The 17,719-nt window shown below is 64.6% G+C and carries 13 protein-coding genes; 3 read left to right on the top strand and 10 right to left on the bottom strand.

Going from position 1 to position 17,719, the window contains the following annotated elements:
- Window positions 1-1,025: serine/threonine protein kinase (locus tag DBR12_RS20500; RefSeq protein WP_108618915.1), on the top strand; the 1,025-nt coding region annotated here is incomplete at its 5' end.
- A gap of 164 nt (window positions 1,026-1,189) precedes the next feature.
- Window positions 1,190-1,936, top strand: coding sequence for a response regulator transcription factor (locus tag DBR12_RS20495; RefSeq protein WP_108618909.1), 747 nt, complete (start codon window positions 1,190-1,192; stop codon window positions 1,934-1,936).
- A gap of 29 nt (window positions 1,937-1,965) precedes the next feature.
- Here DBR12_RS20495 and DBR12_RS20490 read toward each other — a convergent pair whose 3' ends face one another.
- The 4 genes from DBR12_RS20490 to htpG form a co-directional block, all read right to left on the bottom strand.
- Window positions 1,966-2,583 carry an exosortase H-associated membrane protein gene (locus tag DBR12_RS20490; protein WP_108618908.1) on the bottom strand — a complete coding sequence of 206 codons (618 nt, stop codon included), beginning with the start codon at window positions 2,581-2,583 and terminating at the stop codon, window positions 1,966-1,968.
- Between the two features lie 26 nt (window positions 2,584-2,609).
- On the bottom strand, window positions 2,610-3,215 hold the full coding sequence (gene xrtH, locus DBR12_RS20485; protein WP_108618914.1) for an exosortase H: 606 nt from the start codon (window positions 3,213-3,215) through the stop codon (window positions 2,610-2,612).
- Window positions 3,216-3,367: 152 nt separating this feature from the next.
- Window positions 3,368-6,634: an IPTL-CTERM sorting domain-containing protein gene (locus DBR12_RS20480; protein WP_233244989.1), complete on the bottom strand. Its 3,267-nt coding sequence runs from the start codon at window positions 6,632-6,634 to the stop codon at window positions 3,368-3,370.
- A 910-nt stretch (window positions 6,635-7,544) separates the two neighbouring features.
- On the bottom strand, window positions 7,545-9,521 hold the full coding sequence (gene htpG, locus DBR12_RS20470) for a molecular chaperone HtpG (protein ID WP_108618905.1): 1,977 nt from the start codon (window positions 9,519-9,521) through the stop codon (window positions 7,545-7,547).
- A gap of 314 nt (window positions 9,522-9,835) precedes the next feature.
- On the opposite strand from htpG, the gene aqpZ reads away from it, so the two are divergent.
- Complete coding sequence (gene aqpZ, locus DBR12_RS20465) at window positions 9,836-10,531, top strand: aquaporin Z (RefSeq protein ID WP_108618913.1); 696 nt, start codon at window positions 9,836-9,838, stop codon at window positions 10,529-10,531.
- 10 nt (window positions 10,532-10,541) lie between these two features.
- Here the strand turns inward: aqpZ and DBR12_RS20460 are convergent, their stop codons facing one another.
- The 6 genes from DBR12_RS20460 to DBR12_RS20435 all read right to left on the bottom strand — a co-directional run.
- Entirely contained in the window at window positions 10,542-11,477 is a 936-nt protein-coding gene (locus tag DBR12_RS20460; protein ID WP_108618904.1) for an exopolyphosphatase, read from the bottom strand.
- Window positions 11,478-11,585: 108 nt separating this feature from the next.
- Window positions 11,586-12,866: a triacylglycerol lipase gene (locus tag DBR12_RS20455; protein WP_108618903.1), complete on the bottom strand. Its 1,281-nt coding sequence runs from the start codon at window positions 12,864-12,866 to the stop codon at window positions 11,586-11,588.
- A gap of 50 nt (window positions 12,867-12,916) precedes the next feature.
- Window positions 12,917-13,999, bottom strand: coding sequence for a pseudouridine synthase (locus DBR12_RS20450; RefSeq protein ID WP_233244987.1), 1,083 nt, complete (start codon window positions 13,997-13,999; stop codon window positions 12,917-12,919).
- Window positions 14,000-14,090: 91 nt separating this feature from the next.
- Window positions 14,091-16,460, bottom strand: a complete 2,370-nt coding sequence (locus DBR12_RS20445; RefSeq protein ID WP_108618902.1) for a bifunctional diguanylate cyclase/phosphodiesterase — start codon at window positions 16,458-16,460, stop codon at window positions 14,091-14,093.
- Window positions 16,457-17,074 carry a methylamine utilization protein gene (locus DBR12_RS20440; RefSeq protein ID WP_369861699.1) on the bottom strand — a complete coding sequence of 206 codons (618 nt, stop codon included), beginning with the start codon at window positions 17,072-17,074 and terminating at the stop codon, window positions 16,457-16,459. The genes DBR12_RS20445 and DBR12_RS20440 overlap by 4 nt, the downstream gene beginning before the upstream one ends.
- A gap of 20 nt (window positions 17,075-17,094) precedes the next feature.
- Window positions 17,095-17,719: DUF4394 domain-containing protein (locus DBR12_RS20435; RefSeq protein WP_233244984.1), on the bottom strand; the 625-nt coding region annotated here is incomplete at its 5' end.

The following is a 17,719-nucleotide window of genomic DNA, read 5'->3' as shown; positions in this document are numbered from 1 at the left end:
CTGCTACGGACCCTCATCCCTATGCCCGCCTCACCCCCGACCATGTGCTGGACGCGCTGGCCAGCGTGGGCCTGTATGGCGATGGTCGCCTCATGGCCCTGTCGTCGTACGAAAACCGGGTGTACCAGGTCACACTGGAAGACGGCGAACGCGTGGTGGCCAAGTTCTACCGCCCTGACCGCTGGACCCAAGCGCAGATCCTTGAAGAACACGCCTTTGCCGCCGAGCTGATGGCCGCCGAAGTGCCCGCCGTGGGCCCGCTGGTGCTGGGCGGCAGCACCCTGCACCAGCACGAAGGTTTTGCCTTCTCGGTCAGCCCCTGGCGCGGGGGGCGTCAGCCCGAGCTAGACGATTTCGAGGTACTCGAATGGATCGGTCGCTTTCTGGCCCGCATCCACACCGTGGGCGCAGCACAGCCGTTTGCGCACCGGCCGATACTGGACCTGCAGACCTTCGGCCTGGACTCGCGCGACTGGCTTATGGACAACGACATCATCCCGCTCGACGTGGCCGCCGCGTGGAAGACGCAGTGCGACAAAGCTCTCGAATTGATAGCAACAAACACCCACCAGGAGCGCGGAGAGGACCATTTTTCCTTGAAAAATGCCACCCCCATCCGCCTGCATGGCGACTGCCACCCCGGCAACATCCTGTGGACGCCCCTGGACGAGTGGGGCCGGGGCGGCCCGCACTTTGTGGACCTGGACGATGCCCGCATGGGCCCGGCCGTGCAGGACCTGTGGATGCTGCTGTCGGGCGACCGGCGCCAGCGCACCCAGCAGCTCAGCGCGTTGATCGACGGCTACGAGCAGTTCCGCAGTTTTGACCGCCGCGAGCTGGCACTCATCGAGCCGCTGCGCACGCTGCGCCTCATCCACTACAGCGCGTGGCTCGCACGCCGCTGGCAGGACCCCATCTTCCCCGCCAACTTCCCCTGGTTTGGAACCAGCGACTACTGGCGCGGACAGGTGGACATGCTGGTCGAGCAGATCGAGGCGATGCAGGAAGACCCGCTGGTGGCCTGACTGGCTGTGACCGCGCAGGGACGGCCTGGCCAGCACAGGCCCGGCCATTGCAAACGATTGTCAACCCCTGCGCACAGCGGCCCGATGTGGGGCACCATCAAGGCACTCCCTCCCCAAGGGGGTGTTTTGTTGATTTTCACGGCCCCCGGCCCGAGCCCACAACCATGCGCATCGCAGTCCTTGACGACGATCTTCTGCTCCTGGAGCAGATCAAGGGCACCTTGGAATGCCACCACCATGTGTGCCACACCTTTGCCGACGGCGGCAGCCTGCTCAAGGCGCTGCGGCACGACACCTTTGACCTGCTGATCGTGGACTGGCACCTGCCGGACATGGAAGGCACAGAGGTCGTGCAAACCGTACGCGACATGAGTGGCATGCAATTGCCCATCCTGTTCATCACCCGCCGCAACGACGAACGCGACGTGATCGAAGCGCTCTCGCGCGGCGCCGACGACTTCATGAGCAAGCCCCTGCGCATGGGCGAACTGGTGGCCCGCACCACCGCCCTGCTGCGCCGCGCCTACCCCGAAAGCATGGGCGCCCGCATGGCCTTCGGCGCCTACAGTTTTGACGCCGACAAACGCTCCCTGAGCGTGCACGGCCAGCCCATCGAACTCAAGAACCGCGAGTACGAACTCGCCCTGTTCATGTTCCGCAACGCCGGCCGCCTGCTGTCCCGCACCCACCTGCGCGAGGCCGTCTGGGGCGACGGCGCCGAAACCCCCTCGCGCTCGCTCGACACCCACATGTCGCGCCTGCGCACCAAGCTGGAGCTGACCGAGGACAACGGCTACACGATCTCGGCGATCTATGGGATGGGGTACCGGCTGGATCCCGTGGGCGCATCGACCCTCCAGCGCCCCCCCGTGCAACAGCGTTCAGCGGCCACCGAAACACTTTCAGGGTAGTGGCCTGCTGCTGTTTCCGCGTGCTTGACTCAAGGCGAAGACGCAGCAGGCGGCAGTGACTCGCGCCAGCTGCGAATCAGCACATCGTTCACGAATTTGCGGTCCATCCACAGCCACAGCAGGATAGGTACCAGCGTAGGCAACACCAAAGAGCCCAACTGGTAGCCATACACAATGGCCTCCATTTGCCACTGTGACACCCTGAGCAGGCGGATATCGGCCTGGGCGGCCAACACCATTTGCATCAGGGCGTTCATCGTCAGGCTGAACGCCTGGAACGGGAGCAGCAGGGCATAGCCCGCCGCCACACGGCCCAGGCGCCCCCGACCACGGGCCGCCAGCACCAGCGCAATGAAGATAGGCAGCCCATAGGCATAGCGCGCTGTGCTGACATCAATGGTGATCTCCCCACGTCGCCCACCAGCGCCAGGAACGGGCACGGAGATCGCTGTATCCACCTCCATGGTGCCCGGCGACAAATGCACCTGCCGAACCCACATGGGCGCACCCTGCTCCAGCGCCATGTGCGAAAGCACCCCCACGGGGTAGGAAGTCCAGGCGGATACCTGCGACCACAGTGCCGTAAGGGCCACGATCCACCCGAAGGCAGACAGCATGAAGATCGTCAAGGGAGATAGTCGGCGCATGGGCAGTCCAATCCTTTGCTTTCGGCTCATCGCACCGGCGGCGACAGGTCCAGAGACGCGCTCACCAGCGGGCCTGAAGGCTTCGGCGAGGCTACGGAGTACGCCGGGGGCGCAGGCGGGTCTTCAGGTGGCGATGGAGGCCCGGACGATTCCTGGGACTTGCTGCCGGCGCGCACCCACAGCAGCCAGACAATCAGCACATCCAGCATGATGAGTGCCTGCCACAGGTACTCGTGCGCAAAATTGAACACTTGCGTATTCCACTGCCCGAGGTAGAAGAGGCTGATCACCCGCACCACGTTGAGCCCTTGCACCGCCAGAAAACCGACCAGCAGACCCACCAGCTTGTGGCGCCAGGTCGAGGGAAAAGCCAACACGGCAGCAAACAGCACGATGCAGGCTTCAATACCGTTGCATCCGGGCTCAATCGAAACACCAAACCCGGTCGCCGTGTTCCACAACACTTTGCCCGCCGCCGCCGCCGTTTCATCAAACAGCATGACCAACGTGACGCAGGCACGCGCCAGCAGCCCTGTCCACGGGAGAACCACATGCTGCTGTACCACACCCAGCATGTTGATGCCAAAAAAGGAGAGCTGAAGCAGCACAAAGGTCAGAATAAAACGCAGCATGGAAATTTGGATGACAAAGCTGCCGGCAGAAAGTGCAGGCGAGGCGCGCATTATCGACAAACAGAAAACAGCACGGCGTGGTGCGTGCCGGCCTGTCCCATGCAGCACGCTCCGCAGGTGCGCGGAGCGGCCGAGGTAGCTCCCCAAAATGTTCAGCGACGCCGCCTCAGCGTCGCCTGCCCCCAAGCCATCAGGCCCAGCAGGGTAGACAGGATGATCAGCCCCCACTGCGACAACGTTGGAATGCTGCTAGCCCCGTTGGGCGGCACCGACACCGTGGTGGTGGCTGTGCTGGAGTTGTTGCCGGGATTGGTGTCACCTGGAGCATCGAGGGTGGCCGTGTTGACCAGCGGACGGGCACCGGTATAGGGCGACGCCAGCGCCGTCACCAGCGTGAAAGTCCGCGAGGCCCCCACCGCCAGGGGCCCGATCGCGCATCGCACTGTGCCTGCCGCATTCACGCAGCCAACAGCCGAGACAAAGCTCACCCCCGCTGGCAGCACATCCACCACCTGCGCACCATCGCTGGCCAAAGGTCCGTTGTTGGTGACCGCCAGGGTGTAGTTGAGCGATGCGCCGGGCGCCACTGGGCCCGCAGGTGCCGACTTGACCAGTGCCAGATCGGTGGCCACGGTAAAGCGGCGTGCGGTGGAGTCATGCGTGACCACGTTGTTGGCCAGGGTGGTTTCCGTTTCGTTCACGGTCACGCTGGCCTGGTTGAAGGCCGTGCCGCTGGTGGCTCCCGCCACCGTGAGCGTTTCTGCACGCATGGCATAAGTCACCGTTGCCGTCTGGCCACTGTTCAAGCCAGGGAAGACGCAGCGCAGCGTGCCACTCGTAGCGCCCACGGTCGGCTCGGTACACACGCCACCCGCATTCACGGTCAATGCCCCCTGGTAGCTGAAGGTCGCGGTCGGCGCCGAGCCCGGGGCCGGGAAGATGTCCGTCATCACCACATTGGTCCCATAGGAAGGGCCGCTGTTGTTGATGGTGATGGTGTAGGTGGTTGGTTGCCCCAGGTCCACCGGGTCGGCGCTGTCCACCTTGTTCACCAGGATGTCAAGCTGCGCGGCCGTAACGGGTGTCGTGGTCGTTGCGCTGTTGTTGCTCGTGCTGGACTCGGCAGTGACAGTGGTTGCGGCAATGCTGTTGACGACGTTGCTGCCGGCGGCGTTGCCCAGGGGCCGCATGCGGTACGTTACCGTCTGCTGCGAGCCCGCAGTGATGCTGGTCCAGGTGCAGGTGAGCGTTCCTCCAACGGTGCCCGCCGTGATCGGCGAACAGGTCCCGCCGCCGCTGACGGTGACCAGCTCGATAAAGGCGGCATTGGAGGGCAAGGTGTCCACCATCTGCACCGTTTGCGCGGTGGACGGCCCCGTGTTGCCGATGGTCGCCACGAAGGTGATCGGTGCGCCGGCGGCCACCGAAGCGGGCGTCGCGGTCTTGGCGGCTGTGACGTCCACCAGGGCCGTGACCTGGCTGGTCACGCTGCCGCTGTTGTTGGATTGATCAGGGTCTCCCACATCGGTGGACCGCACGGTTGCCGTGTTCGTGCGATTGCCGGTAGCAGCGATATTGGGACGTACCACCAAGGTCACCGTCGCTTGTGCGCCCGCGGCCAGGGTGCCCAGTGAACAGCTCAGACTCTGCGAAGTCCCATTGGTCACTCCACTGGGCGTGCAAGAGCCCTGCGAGGCCACAGCCGACTGGAATCCCCCGGTATTGACCAGGCTGGCGAGGGTGTCCGACACCAACACGTTGGTTGCCGTTGCTGGGCCGAGGTTCTCCACGGTGATGACGTAGGTCAGGTTTGCGCCTGCCACCACGGTGGTGGGCGACGCCGTTTTGGACACCACGCGCAGATCTGCCTGTGTGGTCGTTGATGTGACGCTGACCCCCGCACAGTTGTTGGCGGCATTGCTGTCCACCCGCATGCCCGCCCCCAGGGCCACGCAGGCGTTGTTGGTGGCCGTACCGGTGCCGGTCAGCGTGGCAGAGACGGTGACCACAGGCGCATCGGTGTTAGACGACAACGCCGTGGAGCGAGAGCAGCTCCATGCACCAGGGCCTGCAAACGGCAAAGCATCGCAGGTCCATCCGGTTGCGCTGACGAGGGTGTTGAGGGTCACCCCCGCCGGAACCTGGTCTGTGATGGTAATGGTCTGACCCGCCGGGACGGCCAAGGGGCCGGTGTTGCGCGCAGTCAGGGTGTAGTTGAACGGCTGGTTGGGCACCACCGGGTTGATGCTGGCCGTTTTGGTCAACCGCATGTCTGCGTCGTTGCTGGATGTGACGTTTGCCGAGGCGCTGTTGTTGCCAGGCACGGGATCCGGCAGCAAAGTGCTGACACCCGCCGTGTTGGTCAACACCCCGGTGTTGTCTGCCCTGGCTGTCACGGTGATCACCGGCATGTTGCTGAAGTTGGCGCCGGTGTACTCAGACCTGGTGCAGGTGATGGTGGCATCACATGTCCATCCAGAACCCGAGACAGAGACAAGGGTCAACCCCGCCCCCAAGGTGTCGGTCACGGTGACTACCTGGCCCACGAGCGATGCGCCGCCATTCAGGCGTGGCGTCAGCGTGTACACCACATTGGCGCCCTGCGCCACGTTGGAGCTGGCGGCTGTTTTGGTGATGGATACATCCGCCCCGAGGTTGGAGGTCACGTCCACGGTGACCGTATTGTTGGTCAGATCCCCATCCGGCATGGCAGCGCTGTCCGGCTTGCGGCCCGCCACAGAGAATGCGGCCGTCACGGTGCCGTTCACATTGGACACAGCAGGCACTGTCAACACCGATGTGACGGCGCCGTTCGCCAAGCTGCCCGAGCGGGTACATGTCACATTGCCGCTGCTCAGCGGGTAGCCGCCAGAAGGCGTACACGACCAACCACTACCCGAGGGCGCAGCGGTGATCGAAGCCCCTGCAGGCACTGTAAAGCTAATGCTCTGACTGCCATCTGCCGCATCCGGTCCTTGGTTACGTGCCTGCAATGCATAGCTGTACGCCTGGCCCGCATTCACGCTGGCAACAGACGGGACTGCCGACAAGGAGAGATCAGCCGCTTGCGTAGCCGTTGTGGCCTGGATGCTGTTGACGTTGTTGCTGGTGTTGGGATCGGTGGTGGTGCTGCCCGCCGTGGCGGTGTTGGTCCACACCCCGGCCGAGGGCAAGCGCACGCGCACCGTCACCGTTTGATTGGCATTGAACGGAATGTCACCCAATGTGCAATTGACGATGCCGCCTGTCTGGTTGCAAGTTCCTGCGGTGGTGTTGACATCAATGAAGACGGAACCTGCGGGCAAGGTGTCTGTCAACGTGACACCCACCGCACCATTGGGTCCATTGTTATCGATGCGCAGGGTGTACGTGAAGATGCCCCCGGCTGGCCCGGGGTCCGGAGAATCTGCATGATTCACGACCAAGTCCGCAGACTGCGCCAAGGCGGCCCCAGCGACCAGTCCATTCGCCAGCAACAGCCAGCAAAAACGCCGCGAGGCGCGGAGTGCTTGGCGGCATATCTCTACCCAGCGCCGATCGTGCATGCCCCGCCCGAGCGGCTTGGTATCGTCAAACTCCTGTGTATGTCTATGGGGCGGATGCGCGCCCACAAACAGGCGCGACAACGGATTGAACATAGTGGTCCTAAAGTGATAAATAGCTCAGGTTTTTTGGCAACGCCGCAACTTCACCAGCTCCTTCCGGAGCGGAAAAAACGGTGTGAGGGGAGACCGTGAAAACACCCAGCCTTGATGGCTGAAAGCAGCGCCCAAATCTATCTACGAAAGAGGCGTCATGCCGCAGGGCAACAATCGTTCACCATTGCCAGATGCAATACGTGTGGTTCGCACCACGCGCGTGAAGCGCAGCGAGTTTAATTCGAGCAGAGACGTCGTCTTTGCTTTTCCGCGCAACGCAGCCCATGAGACCCCCCCAAAAAAAAGGGAATGGCTCGCAGACGTTCAGCGCTGCCCAGGCAATGACATCGGCTGCGGTGCACCGCCCCTACAAGGTAAATAGGGCTTGAGCACAATGCTGCCCCCTCCCCCGCAGCCTCCCATGGAGGGCCCCGATGAGGCCATCAAGACCTGGATGGGTGCAACCCCGCAAGAGCGCAACCAGGTGCATGCGCAGCTGCTGGAGCAAGTACAGCCGCAGCAATGCGACATACCCCGCACCGACCTGCCGCTTCGCAGCGCCCAAAACAAAAAGCCCGGGCACCGTCCGGCACCCGGGAGTTCACTTTTTGATAGCAGTCAAGCGCCTATTCACGCGCGGCCACGGCAAATTTCACACCATTGGCGCACCGACCAGCCACCGGCAGAAACATCAGGCGAGCAGCGCATTCACACGCTTGACGTACGCAGCCGGGTCTTCGGGCAAGCCCCCCTCGGCCAGCAGGGCCTGGTCGAACAGGATGTGGGCCAAGTCGTGGAAATGCACGCTGCCGTCCAGCTTCTTGACCAGCGCGTGTTCTGCATTGACTTCCAGCACGGGCTTGGTTTCGGGCGCCTGCTGGCCAGCCTGCTTGAGCATGCGGGCTAGTTGGGTGCTCATGCCGTCGTCCTGCACCACCAAGCAGGCGGGTGAGTCGACCAGGCGCGTGGTCACACGCACGTCTTCGGCCTTGTCCTTCAGCGCTTCTTTCAGCTTGGCCAGCACGGGCTTGAAGGCTTCGGCAGCCTCTTCGGCGGCCTTCTTCTCAGCTTCATCTTGCAGCTTGCCCAGGTCCACAGCGCCCTTGGCCACGCTTTGCAGCGGCGTGCCGTCGAACTCGTGCAGGTAGTTCAGCGCCCACTCGTCCACGCGATCGGTCATGAGCAGCACTTCGATGCCCTTCTTCTTGAAGACTTCAAGCTGTGGGCTGTTCTTGGCAGCGGCCAGGGTGTCTGCGGTGATGTAGTAAATCGCCTCCTGGCCTTCCTTCATGCGGGCCTTGTAGTCGGCAAAGCCCACCGTCACGGAGTCGCTGGTGGTGGATGCAAAACGCAGCAGCTTGGCCAGGCGCTCGCGGTTGCCAAAGTCTTCACCAAGGCCTTCCTTCAGCACCGCACCAAACTCGCTGTAGAACGCGGTGTACTTGCCTTCCTTGGCCTTGTCGTCGGCGTCCACCACATCGGTCACGCCGTCAGCGCCCGCTGCTGTGTCGTGCTTGTCGTGTTTGGCCAGGTCTTCCAGCATGCTCAGCACGCGCTTGGTGCTGCCTTCGCGGATAGAGCGCACGTCGCGGCTTTCCTGCAGCAGCTCACGGCTCACGTTCAGCGGCAGGTCGGCTGAGTCGATAACGCCCTTCACAAAGCGCAGGTAGGTGGGCATCAGCGCTTCGGCGTCGTCCATGATGAACACGCGCTTGACGTACAGCTTCACGCCCGCCTTCTTGTCGCGGTTCCACAAATCGAACGGCGCCTTGGCGGGGATGTACAAGAGCTGCGTGTACTCGGTGTTGCCTTCCACGCGGTTGTGCGCCCAGGTCAGGGGCGCCTCGTGGTCGTGGCTGATGGCCTTGTAGAAGTCGGCGTATTGCTCTTCGGTGATGTCTTTCTTGGGACGGGTCCACAGGGCGCTGGCCTTGTTGATGGTTTCCCACTCGCCGGTCTTGACCATGCCACCGGGCTGGCGGCCGCCGTTTTCGTCCGATGGATTGATCAGCTCGCCGTCTTTCCACTCTTCCTTTTCCATCAGGATGGGCAGGCTGATATGGTCGGAGTATTTGGCGATGACCTGCTTGAGCTTCCAGGCGTTGAGGTATTCCTCGGCATCGTCACGCAGGTGCAGGATGATGCTGGTGCCGCGTTGGGCGCGGGTGATGGTTTCCACCTCAAAGTCGCCCGTGCCGCCGCTGATCCAGCGCACGCCCTCTTGGGCCTTCAGGCCCGCGCGGCGCGATTCCACCGTGATCTTGTCGGCCACGATGAAGCCCGAATAAAAGCCCACGCCAAACTGGCCGATGAGCTGGGCATCCTGCTTCTGGTCGCCGCTGAGCTTGCCCATGAAGTCTTTGGTGCCACTCTTGGCAATGGTGCCCAGGTGGTCGATGGCCTCTTGCTGGCTCATGCCGATGCCGTTGTCGGTGATGGTCAGCGTCTTGGCGGCCTTGTCGAAGCTCACGCGCACTTCGAGGTTGGGGGCGTCTTCAAACAGGGCGGAGTTGTTCAAGCCCTCAAAACGCAGCTTGTCGCAGGCGTCCGACGCGTTGGAGATCAGCTCGCGCAGGAAGATTTCCTGGTTGGAATACAGCGAATGGGTGACAAGGTGCAGCAGCTGGGCCACTTCGGCCTGGAAAGACAGGGTTTGTTTGGTGCTCATGGTGTCTTGGAATGGCTACTTCATACGATCTTGAGAAACGTCTTTGGCGCACTTGCGGTGCAAAAGATGCTTGCGCGTGTTCACCTCGGGGCAGGTCGGCCAATTTCAAGACCAACAGCACACCAGCGACCGCGAAAGCGGGCTGGCTGTACGCTCTGTTGCCTTGTGGCACCGGTGCATCACCCCTCACCAAGATGGAGAATTGTTGACAATTTGCACGCATTTAAAGCTTGTTTGCCCGATTTTGACCCCATAACATGCTGCAGCGGCTGCCCCTCTTGGAAGCCTGCTCCTTCAATCTTCTAGACAAGCCCATGCCCACTTCTTTGCAAAAATGGTCTGCCGAGTTCCTCGGCACGTTCTGGCTCACCTTTGGCGGCTGCGGAAGCGCCGTGCTAGCGGCAGCATTTCCGCAGTTAGGCATCGGATTTCTGGGCGTGTCACTGGCTTTTGGCCTGACCGTGCTGACGGGGGCCTACGCGCTCGGGCCCATTTCCGGCGGGCATTTCAACCCGGCGGTGTCCGTGGGACTCGCACTGGGTGGCCGGTTCAAGGCGTCCGAGTTGCCCGGCTACGTTATTGCCCAGGTGCTGGGCGCGATTGTTGCTGCCGGGGTGCTTTACCTGATCGCCACGGGTAAGCCAGGGGCAGACATTGGCGGGTTTGCCACCAACGGCTACGGCGAGCATTCACCCGGTGGCTACGGACTGCTGGCGGCCGTGTTGGTCGAGGTCGTGCTCACGGCGGTGTTCCTGATCGTGATCCTGGGCGTAACCTCTCGGCGCGCTGCAGAGGGCGTGGGAGGCTTGGCTATCGGCCTGTGCCTCACACTCATCCACCTGATTTCCATTCCTGTAACCAATACCTCTGTCAACCCTGCGCGCAGCACCGGCCCCGCATTGTTTGGTCCGAGCTATGCGCTGTCGGAGTTGTGGGTGTTCTGGGCCGCGCCGATTGCCGGCGCCTTGCTGGGCGCCGCCATTTACCGGGGGCTGTTCGGCGAAGACTGAGCTACCCCACTCAGCCTTCCAGCGTGATGCGCTGCACCAGGGCCTGCAGGATGGCATCGGCCTTGTCGTTGGACACCTGGCAGGTGCCCGCAGCGGCATGGCCACCGCCACCAAACTCCAGCATGAGGTTGCCGATGTGCACCTGACTGCCACGGTCCAGGATGGACTTGCCCGTGGCGAACACCGTGTTCTGCTTCTGCAGGCCCCACATGACGTGGATGGAGATGTTGCAGTCAGGGAACAGCGCATAGATCATGAAGCGGTTGGTGGCCCAGATGGTCTCTTCCTCGCGCAGGTCCAGTACCACCAACTTGCCGATGCGGATGGCGCAGCGCAGCAGTTGCTCCTCGGCCTTGGATGCATGCTCACGATATAGCTGCACCCGCTCCTGCACGTCGGGCAGGGCCAGGATGTCGTCGATGGTGTGGTCGCGGCAATACTGGATGAGGTCCATCATCAGCGCATAGTTGCTGATGCGGAACTCCCGGAAACGGCCCAACCCCGTGCGGGAGTCCATCATGTAGTTCAGCAGCACCCAGCCCTGGGGATCAAGAATGTCTTCACGCGAATACTGGGCTGAATCGGCTTGGTCCACCGCGGCCATCATGTCGTCGGTGATGCGCGGGAAGGCGGCCTTGCCGCCGTAGTGGTTGTAGACCACGCGCGCGGCCGAGGGGGCATGCGCTTCAATGATGTGGTTCTCGGCACGGCGCCCCGAGTTGCGCACCGTTTCGGACTCGTGGTGGTCGAACACCAAGTGCGCCCCGGGCACATAGGGCAGGTTGGTGGTGATGTCGCGGCTGGTGATGGCGATCTTGCCATCCTGCATGTCTTTCGGATGGACGAAGGTGATTTCGTCAATCAGGTTCAGCTCGTTGAGCAGCACGGCGCAGACCAGGCCGTCAAAGTCGCTGCGGGTCACCAGGCGGTATTTCACATCACTCACAAGTTTCTCCTTGTTGTCTATTGCTTCATGAACACATCGTAGCCGCACCCCGTTGCCCGGCAAACACCGACAGCCGAGAAAACGGACTGCACAGGCGCCGAACAAACGTCATGTGGGCGCCCTCATCCACTGCTCCAGCTGGCGGGCCACTCCGGCATCGCCCAGCAGCGCCAGATGTCCGAGGCGGTAGAACACCACCTGCCGATCTTTGGCGAATCCAAGCCCACGCTCCGCATCATCGTGGATGCCCAGTGCGCTGTGCAAGGGCACCAACCCATCCCCAACCAGCCGCTCAGCCACCGGATTGCGCCGGGCGGCCAACGTGGCAGCCACCGCGTAGCAGGCCACACCGTCAGGCAGGGGCACCGGGGTGCGCTGATCGGGGCGGGTGCGAAAGCGGTCACGCCCCCGCCAGTCGGCGTCGAGCACATGGCCGTACCGCAAATCGGTGATGCCCGCACTGCGCAGCTGCGCCAGCCGGGCAAACGGTCGCGAAAAAGGGGTGCTGCCCAGCAGCACGTCCACCCAGCTCCCCGCACGCTCCAGCGGCGCACCATGGTGGGGCGTGCCCAGAAAGACTACCTGGCGCAGCCGGGGCAGCCAGCCGCGGGCGCCCACAGTCTGGGCGGCCGCGTGGTGGCAGGCGCTGCGCACCACCAGCCCGCCCATGCTGTGGGCCAGCACGGCCAGCTCCGTCACGGGCACGGGCCAGCTGGCCACCAGCGAATCGAGCAGCGCCGACAACTCGGCGCCGTTGGTCGAAACGTGCAGGCCGGTGTTGTAGCGCAGGTACACCGGCGTATAGCCCAGCGCCCGGGCCAGGTGGGTGCCATGGTCATGGCCGCCGTGCTGCCATTGCAGATCGTTCATGCACAGCCCGTGCACCAGCACCAGCAATTTGCCAGTGGCCGTGCCCGCAGCGCTTAGGGCGCGCACATCGAGCGGCAGGCCCTGCTGGTACCAGCCCATGTGGGTGCACAGAGGGTTGTTGTCCTGCTGCAGGCGGTCACCCATCACACCGTTCAGGGCGGCGATGACCGCCTCGCGCTCCCACAGCACCTCGGTGCCGGGCGTACTGGCCGAGAAAAAGGGCTCCAGCCGCGCGAGCCCCGCCTGCAGGCCCGCATCCACCAACTGCGTCACCCCTCGGATGCTCTGGTAAACCAGACCGGTCAGCCCCCCGGTGCGGCCAGGCTGGGACCCGCCGGGCAATCCCAGGGTGCCGCGCACGGACTGGTGCACGCCCTCGGCCACGCGGCTGATGCCGGTGGTGGCCTGCGTGGCCAGGCGGGCCACGCCGCGCAGGTCGGAGACCCGCAGCTGCCGCAGCGGGTTGGTTCCAGAAGCCGGGGCGCTGTCGCGCATGCGCGGTGGCCGCGAGGAAGGCATGAGGAAGGCTCCGATCCAGAAAAAGGGAGGTTTACGGAGCCCGGCGACTCTCAGAACCGCTCATTGGGCGACAGGTAGCGCCACTGCCCCACGGGCAGATTGCCCAGGGTGACACGGCCGATACGGATGCGCTTGAGGCCCACCACCTTGAGCCCCACCAGCTCGCACATGCGGCGGATCTGGCGCTTTTTGCCTTCGGTGAGCACAAAACGCAGTTGCTCGGGGTTTTGCCAATCGACCTTGGCGGGCTTGAGTGGCTCGCCGTCCAGGCTCAGGCCGTGGCGCAGGCGCTCCAGCAGTTCTTTGGGAAACACCGCCTGCACATTGGTACTGACGGGGTCACGCTCGTCAATGGTCAGCAGCGGCGCGGATCGCTCGCCAGGGTGGCGCGCCACTGCCTGGCCCGCAGCCTGATAAACCACGCGCACCAGGTACTCCTTTTCCATCTCGGAGTCCTCGCCAATGATCTGCCGGGCCACGCGGCCGTCCTGGGTCAACACCAGCAGGCCCACTGAGTCGATATCAAGCCGCCCGCAGGGTGCCAGGCCCCGCAGTTGGGGCGGCGAAAAGCGGTTGCGGCTGGGGTCATCGCGCCAGTGGGTGCGGGGATTGATCAGCGCCACGGCGGGGGTGTGGCCATCCTCGGCCTGGCCGCTCACATAGCCTATGGGCTTGTTCAGCAGAATGGTGACACGCTGCTCCTGGAAGCCCTGGGCGATCTTGTCCACCTCGATGCGGTCGGCCGCCGTGACCTGCTGGCCCATGGTCGCCACCACACCGTTGACCTTGACCCAGCCCTGCTCCACCCAGTCGTCCGCCTCGCGCCGCGAACACAGGCCCAACTCGGCCATGCGCTTGTTCAGGCGTGACGTGGGCAAGCCCCCCACGGAAGTGGCGGCGGGTGCTGGCACCTGGCGCACAGGCGCTACAAACGCGCCCGACGCGACGCGGTAGGTGGAGGGTGCAGGCGACCGGGCAGGCCGGGGCGGCGGCGCAGGCCGTGCGGGCGCGGGTTTGGCAGCCAGGGTTGGGCGGCGCAGTACGGGGCGCGACGCGGCAGGCAAAGAAGGGCCACCGGCATCGGCGGTCGGGGCGGCAGGGCCCGCAGGCGGGCGAGAAGCAGAAGAAGACATTGCGTGTATTTTCGCCTGCGTGCCGCCCGGGGGCCAAATGAAATTCGACGGGCACCGCAAAGGCAGCTTTGCAGCGGCCTCCCGGTTCTACCTACCCCGACCCTTGCCGAGCCTGCCAAGCCAGGAAATCCGCAACCGGCAGGGGCCGGGTGATGTAGTAGCCCTGTGCCTCATCGCAGGACAGGACGCGCAACTGCTCCAGGATTGCGGCCGTCTCCACCCCCTCGGCCACCACCGTGAGCCCCAGGTTGTGCGCAAGATCGATGGTGGAGCGCACGATCATCGCGTCGTCCTCGCCTGTCTCCATGCCCATCACGAAGGATTTGTCGATCTTGAGTTCATCCACCGGCAGGCGCTTGAGGTATGCCAGCGATGAGTACCCCGTACCAAAGTCGTCAATCGACAGCTTGAAGCCCTGCTCCGACAGGCGGTTGAGCATGGCCTCGGCGCGCTGCGGGTCGTCCATGATCGCGCTTTCGGTGATCTCCAGACAGAAAGCACTGGCAGCCACCCCATGGCGTGCAAGGATGTCGGCCAGCCGATTGCTCAGGTCCGGGTCGAGCAAATCCCGGGTGGACAGGTTGACCGACACCCTGAGCGGCAGGCCGCGCGTGCGTGGGTCTGCCAGCAGTTGCGCCACCTCTTCAAAAATCCACAGCGTCAGCTGGCGCACAAACCCTGTCTGCTCGGCAAACGGGATGAAATGCATGGGCGGCACCAGCCCGCGCTGCGGGTGCTGCCAGCGCACCAACGCCTCGGCAGCCAAGCCCGCTTGATCATGCAGTGGCACCTTAGGCTGTAGATACAGGCGCAGCTCGTCGTGCTCCACAGCATGGCGCAGCTCCGTCAGCAGCGACAGGGTCTGCGCGCTGGCCGAGTCGAAGGCCGCGTCGTACTGCAGCGCCCCGCTGAGCTTGCGTTTGGCCGCATACATGGCGATTTCTGAGCGGCTGAGCAGGGTGTCAGCATCGTCCGCATCGCCCGGCCAGCAGGCAAAACCAATGCCCGCACTCAGGTCCACCGTCTGGTCCTCGAACGCCAGCGGCTCCTCGAACGACTGGTTGATGCGCTGGGCCATGTCGTGGGCGGCAGCGGCGTCTGCGTTCAATAGCAGGATGGCAAACTCGTTGCCCCCCAGGCGCGCCACCATGTCCTCGGGGGAACGCACCAGCTGGCTCAGGCGTTCGGCGACGGCCTGCAGCAAACGATCGCCAAAGGCATAACCCAGCACGTCGTTCACATGCTTGAAACGGTCCAGGTCGAGGGTGAGCACCGCCACCGGCTGGGGGGTGACCGTGCGGCCCGCGCGGCCCGGGTGGTCGGGGTGGCCCGCCAGGGCCTGCACCACGGCATCGCGAAAACGCTCCCGGTTGGGCAGGCCGGTAAGGCGGTCCCAGTAAGCCAGGCGGCGGATTTCGGTCTGCTGCGCCGCGATGTCCACCCGCATGTGGTCAAACGAGCGCGCCAAATTGCCGATCTCGTCCATGCGTCCGGTGTGCTCCAGCGGCGTGTCGTATTCGCCGCGCGAAAGCCGCTGCGTGGCGGTCAGCAGCGAGCGCAGGGGCGTGGTGAGCCGCTGAGCCACCAGCCCGGTGCCTACCGCAAACAGCAGCACACCAGCCACCGTGATGATCGCCAGCAGCACCTGCAGCTGGCGATAGGGGGCCACCACCTCGTCGACCGAGCGCAGCAGCAGCGAGCGCACTTCGCCGCCCACGCTATCCAGCGCACTGGCGCGCACCAGCAGCGTGCCCTCGGCGGTCTGCAGCTCAGCCACCGCACCGCCCTCGTGCAGCAGCTGGGCGCGCGCATCGGGGGGCAGCGTGGCCACAGGCACCTTGACCACACCGTCTGCTCCCTTCACCACCAACGCCACATGCACCGCCAGAAGTTTCCGCATTTCGTCGGCGCGCGACTGGTCGATTGGGAACCCCATCAGCACCCAGCCAATCACCAGCGGCGCGCGCATGGGCACCATCACAAACTGGTAGGGCACGCCGTCCATCACCACGGTCTGGCTGCCCTGGGGCTGGCTGGCCAGGCGAGGCACCACCTGCCTGAGTGTGGCGGGGAAGTGTTCCATGCCATCCGTCAGGCTGACGGCGCGCAGCTCCAAGTCGGTGCCCAACAGGGCCGTCACAGCCGCACCGATGCGGCTGCCGTGGTTCTCCAGCACCGACTGGATGGTGTCCTCGTCCCCCGAGTTCACCGCAGAGCGAAAGCCGTAGTCGGCCGCCAGCAGCGCCGAGCCCTGGCGCAAGCGTTCGGCGTTCTGATCCAGCAGGCGGCGCCAGATGTTCTCGTCCAGGTCCAGCGCCCGCGCGATCTGGGCGCGCGCATTGCGGTCGATGGAGGCCCGCACCACAGCAAACCCCGCCGCCTGCACGATGAGCAGCAACAGCAGCGACAACCCCACCAGCCGCAGGATCAGGCTGCGCCGGGCCAGGTGCAGCCGTGTCAAGGCTGCAACCCCGCCAAGCGCACCGAGGCCGTGGCAGCGCCGGTGGCGGGCACCGTCAGCACCTGCTCTTGCGCGGGGGCGCCCACGGGCAGCCGGGTGTGCCAGGTGCGCAGCGTGTAGGTGCCGGGCGGCACGTTGTCGAGCAACACCCGGCCAGTGGCGGCCGCACTGCGTGCGTAGTAGGGGGTATCGAGCACCAATATCCAACCCACCATCTGGTCGTGGATGTTGCAGCCCAGCGTGACCACTCCGGTCTTGTCGAACACCACGGGGTTGGAGGGGGTGCCTATGTAGAGTTTGAGTTCGAACTTCTTGGCGGGGGAGAAAGAATACACATGGTGCCGCACCGTGTCGCGGTTCGGGAACAGCACCTCGGTGCCAACGGTCACCACCAGCACTCCGGGCACAAACTGCCGCTTTTCCTGCGCCATCTCAACGCCCGCCAACGGCCGGGCCAGCTTGCGCGCATCGGTCGAGTCCAAAAACACCACGGCGTCGGCCACCGGCTTGCCCGCCGCGTCGGCCACATCCACCTGCACCGGACCCGCCCATGCGGTCAGGCTCCAGACCACCAGCCCCCAGGCGCACAGCAGCGCGCGGCCGACGTGGCACATGGGGCGGATGCCGCCAGAGGTCATGGCTCGATCGCCATGCCCACCAACGGAGCGCCCTCTCCGACCGGCCCCAGGAGCCGCGTGGCGCCGGTAGCCAGATCCACCTGGTGCAGGCGGGTCTGACCGTCGGCAGCCGTGCGCACCGCAATCAGGGCGGTGTTGCCCACGTCGGCAATGTCAAACGCCACGTCGGTCAGCGGGCCCAGGCCCAGCGACCCCACGGTGCGCAGTTGCCCGCTGTTGGGCGAGACCACGGGCGTCGTGCCCTCGCGCGAGCCCTGCATGACCAGCACACCCAGCGCGCGGTCGATGGCGTAGTTGGTGGTGATCTTGCTGTCGTTGGGGTTGTAGGTGTAAGCCGCACCGGCAATGTCGGGCCTGCGGCGGGCATTCACGTCGGCCCAGGCGTAGCGCAGGGCGGGGTCGGGCTGCACGCCATCCACGGCCGGGTCACCGTCCACGGCGGCACCGGTGTCGGGGTGCAGGCGCAGGTTCTGGCCGGTGTTGGACACCACACGGATGCGGTCGGCCGCCGGGTTGAAGTCAAAGCCGAACACGCTGCCGACGAGGGGCAGCACCGCAGGCGCGGCCCCCACCGGGCGCAGCGCGCCCGTGGGAATGTCAAGCGTGTACAGGCGGCCAGCC

Source organism: Acidovorax sp. HMWF029, assembly GCF_003060895.1.
GTDB lineage: Bacteria > Pseudomonadota > Gammaproteobacteria > Burkholderiales > Burkholderiaceae_C > Acidovorax.
The sequence above is the reverse complement of the archived record's forward strand: the minus strand, read 5'-3'. Positions and strand labels throughout refer to the sequence as shown.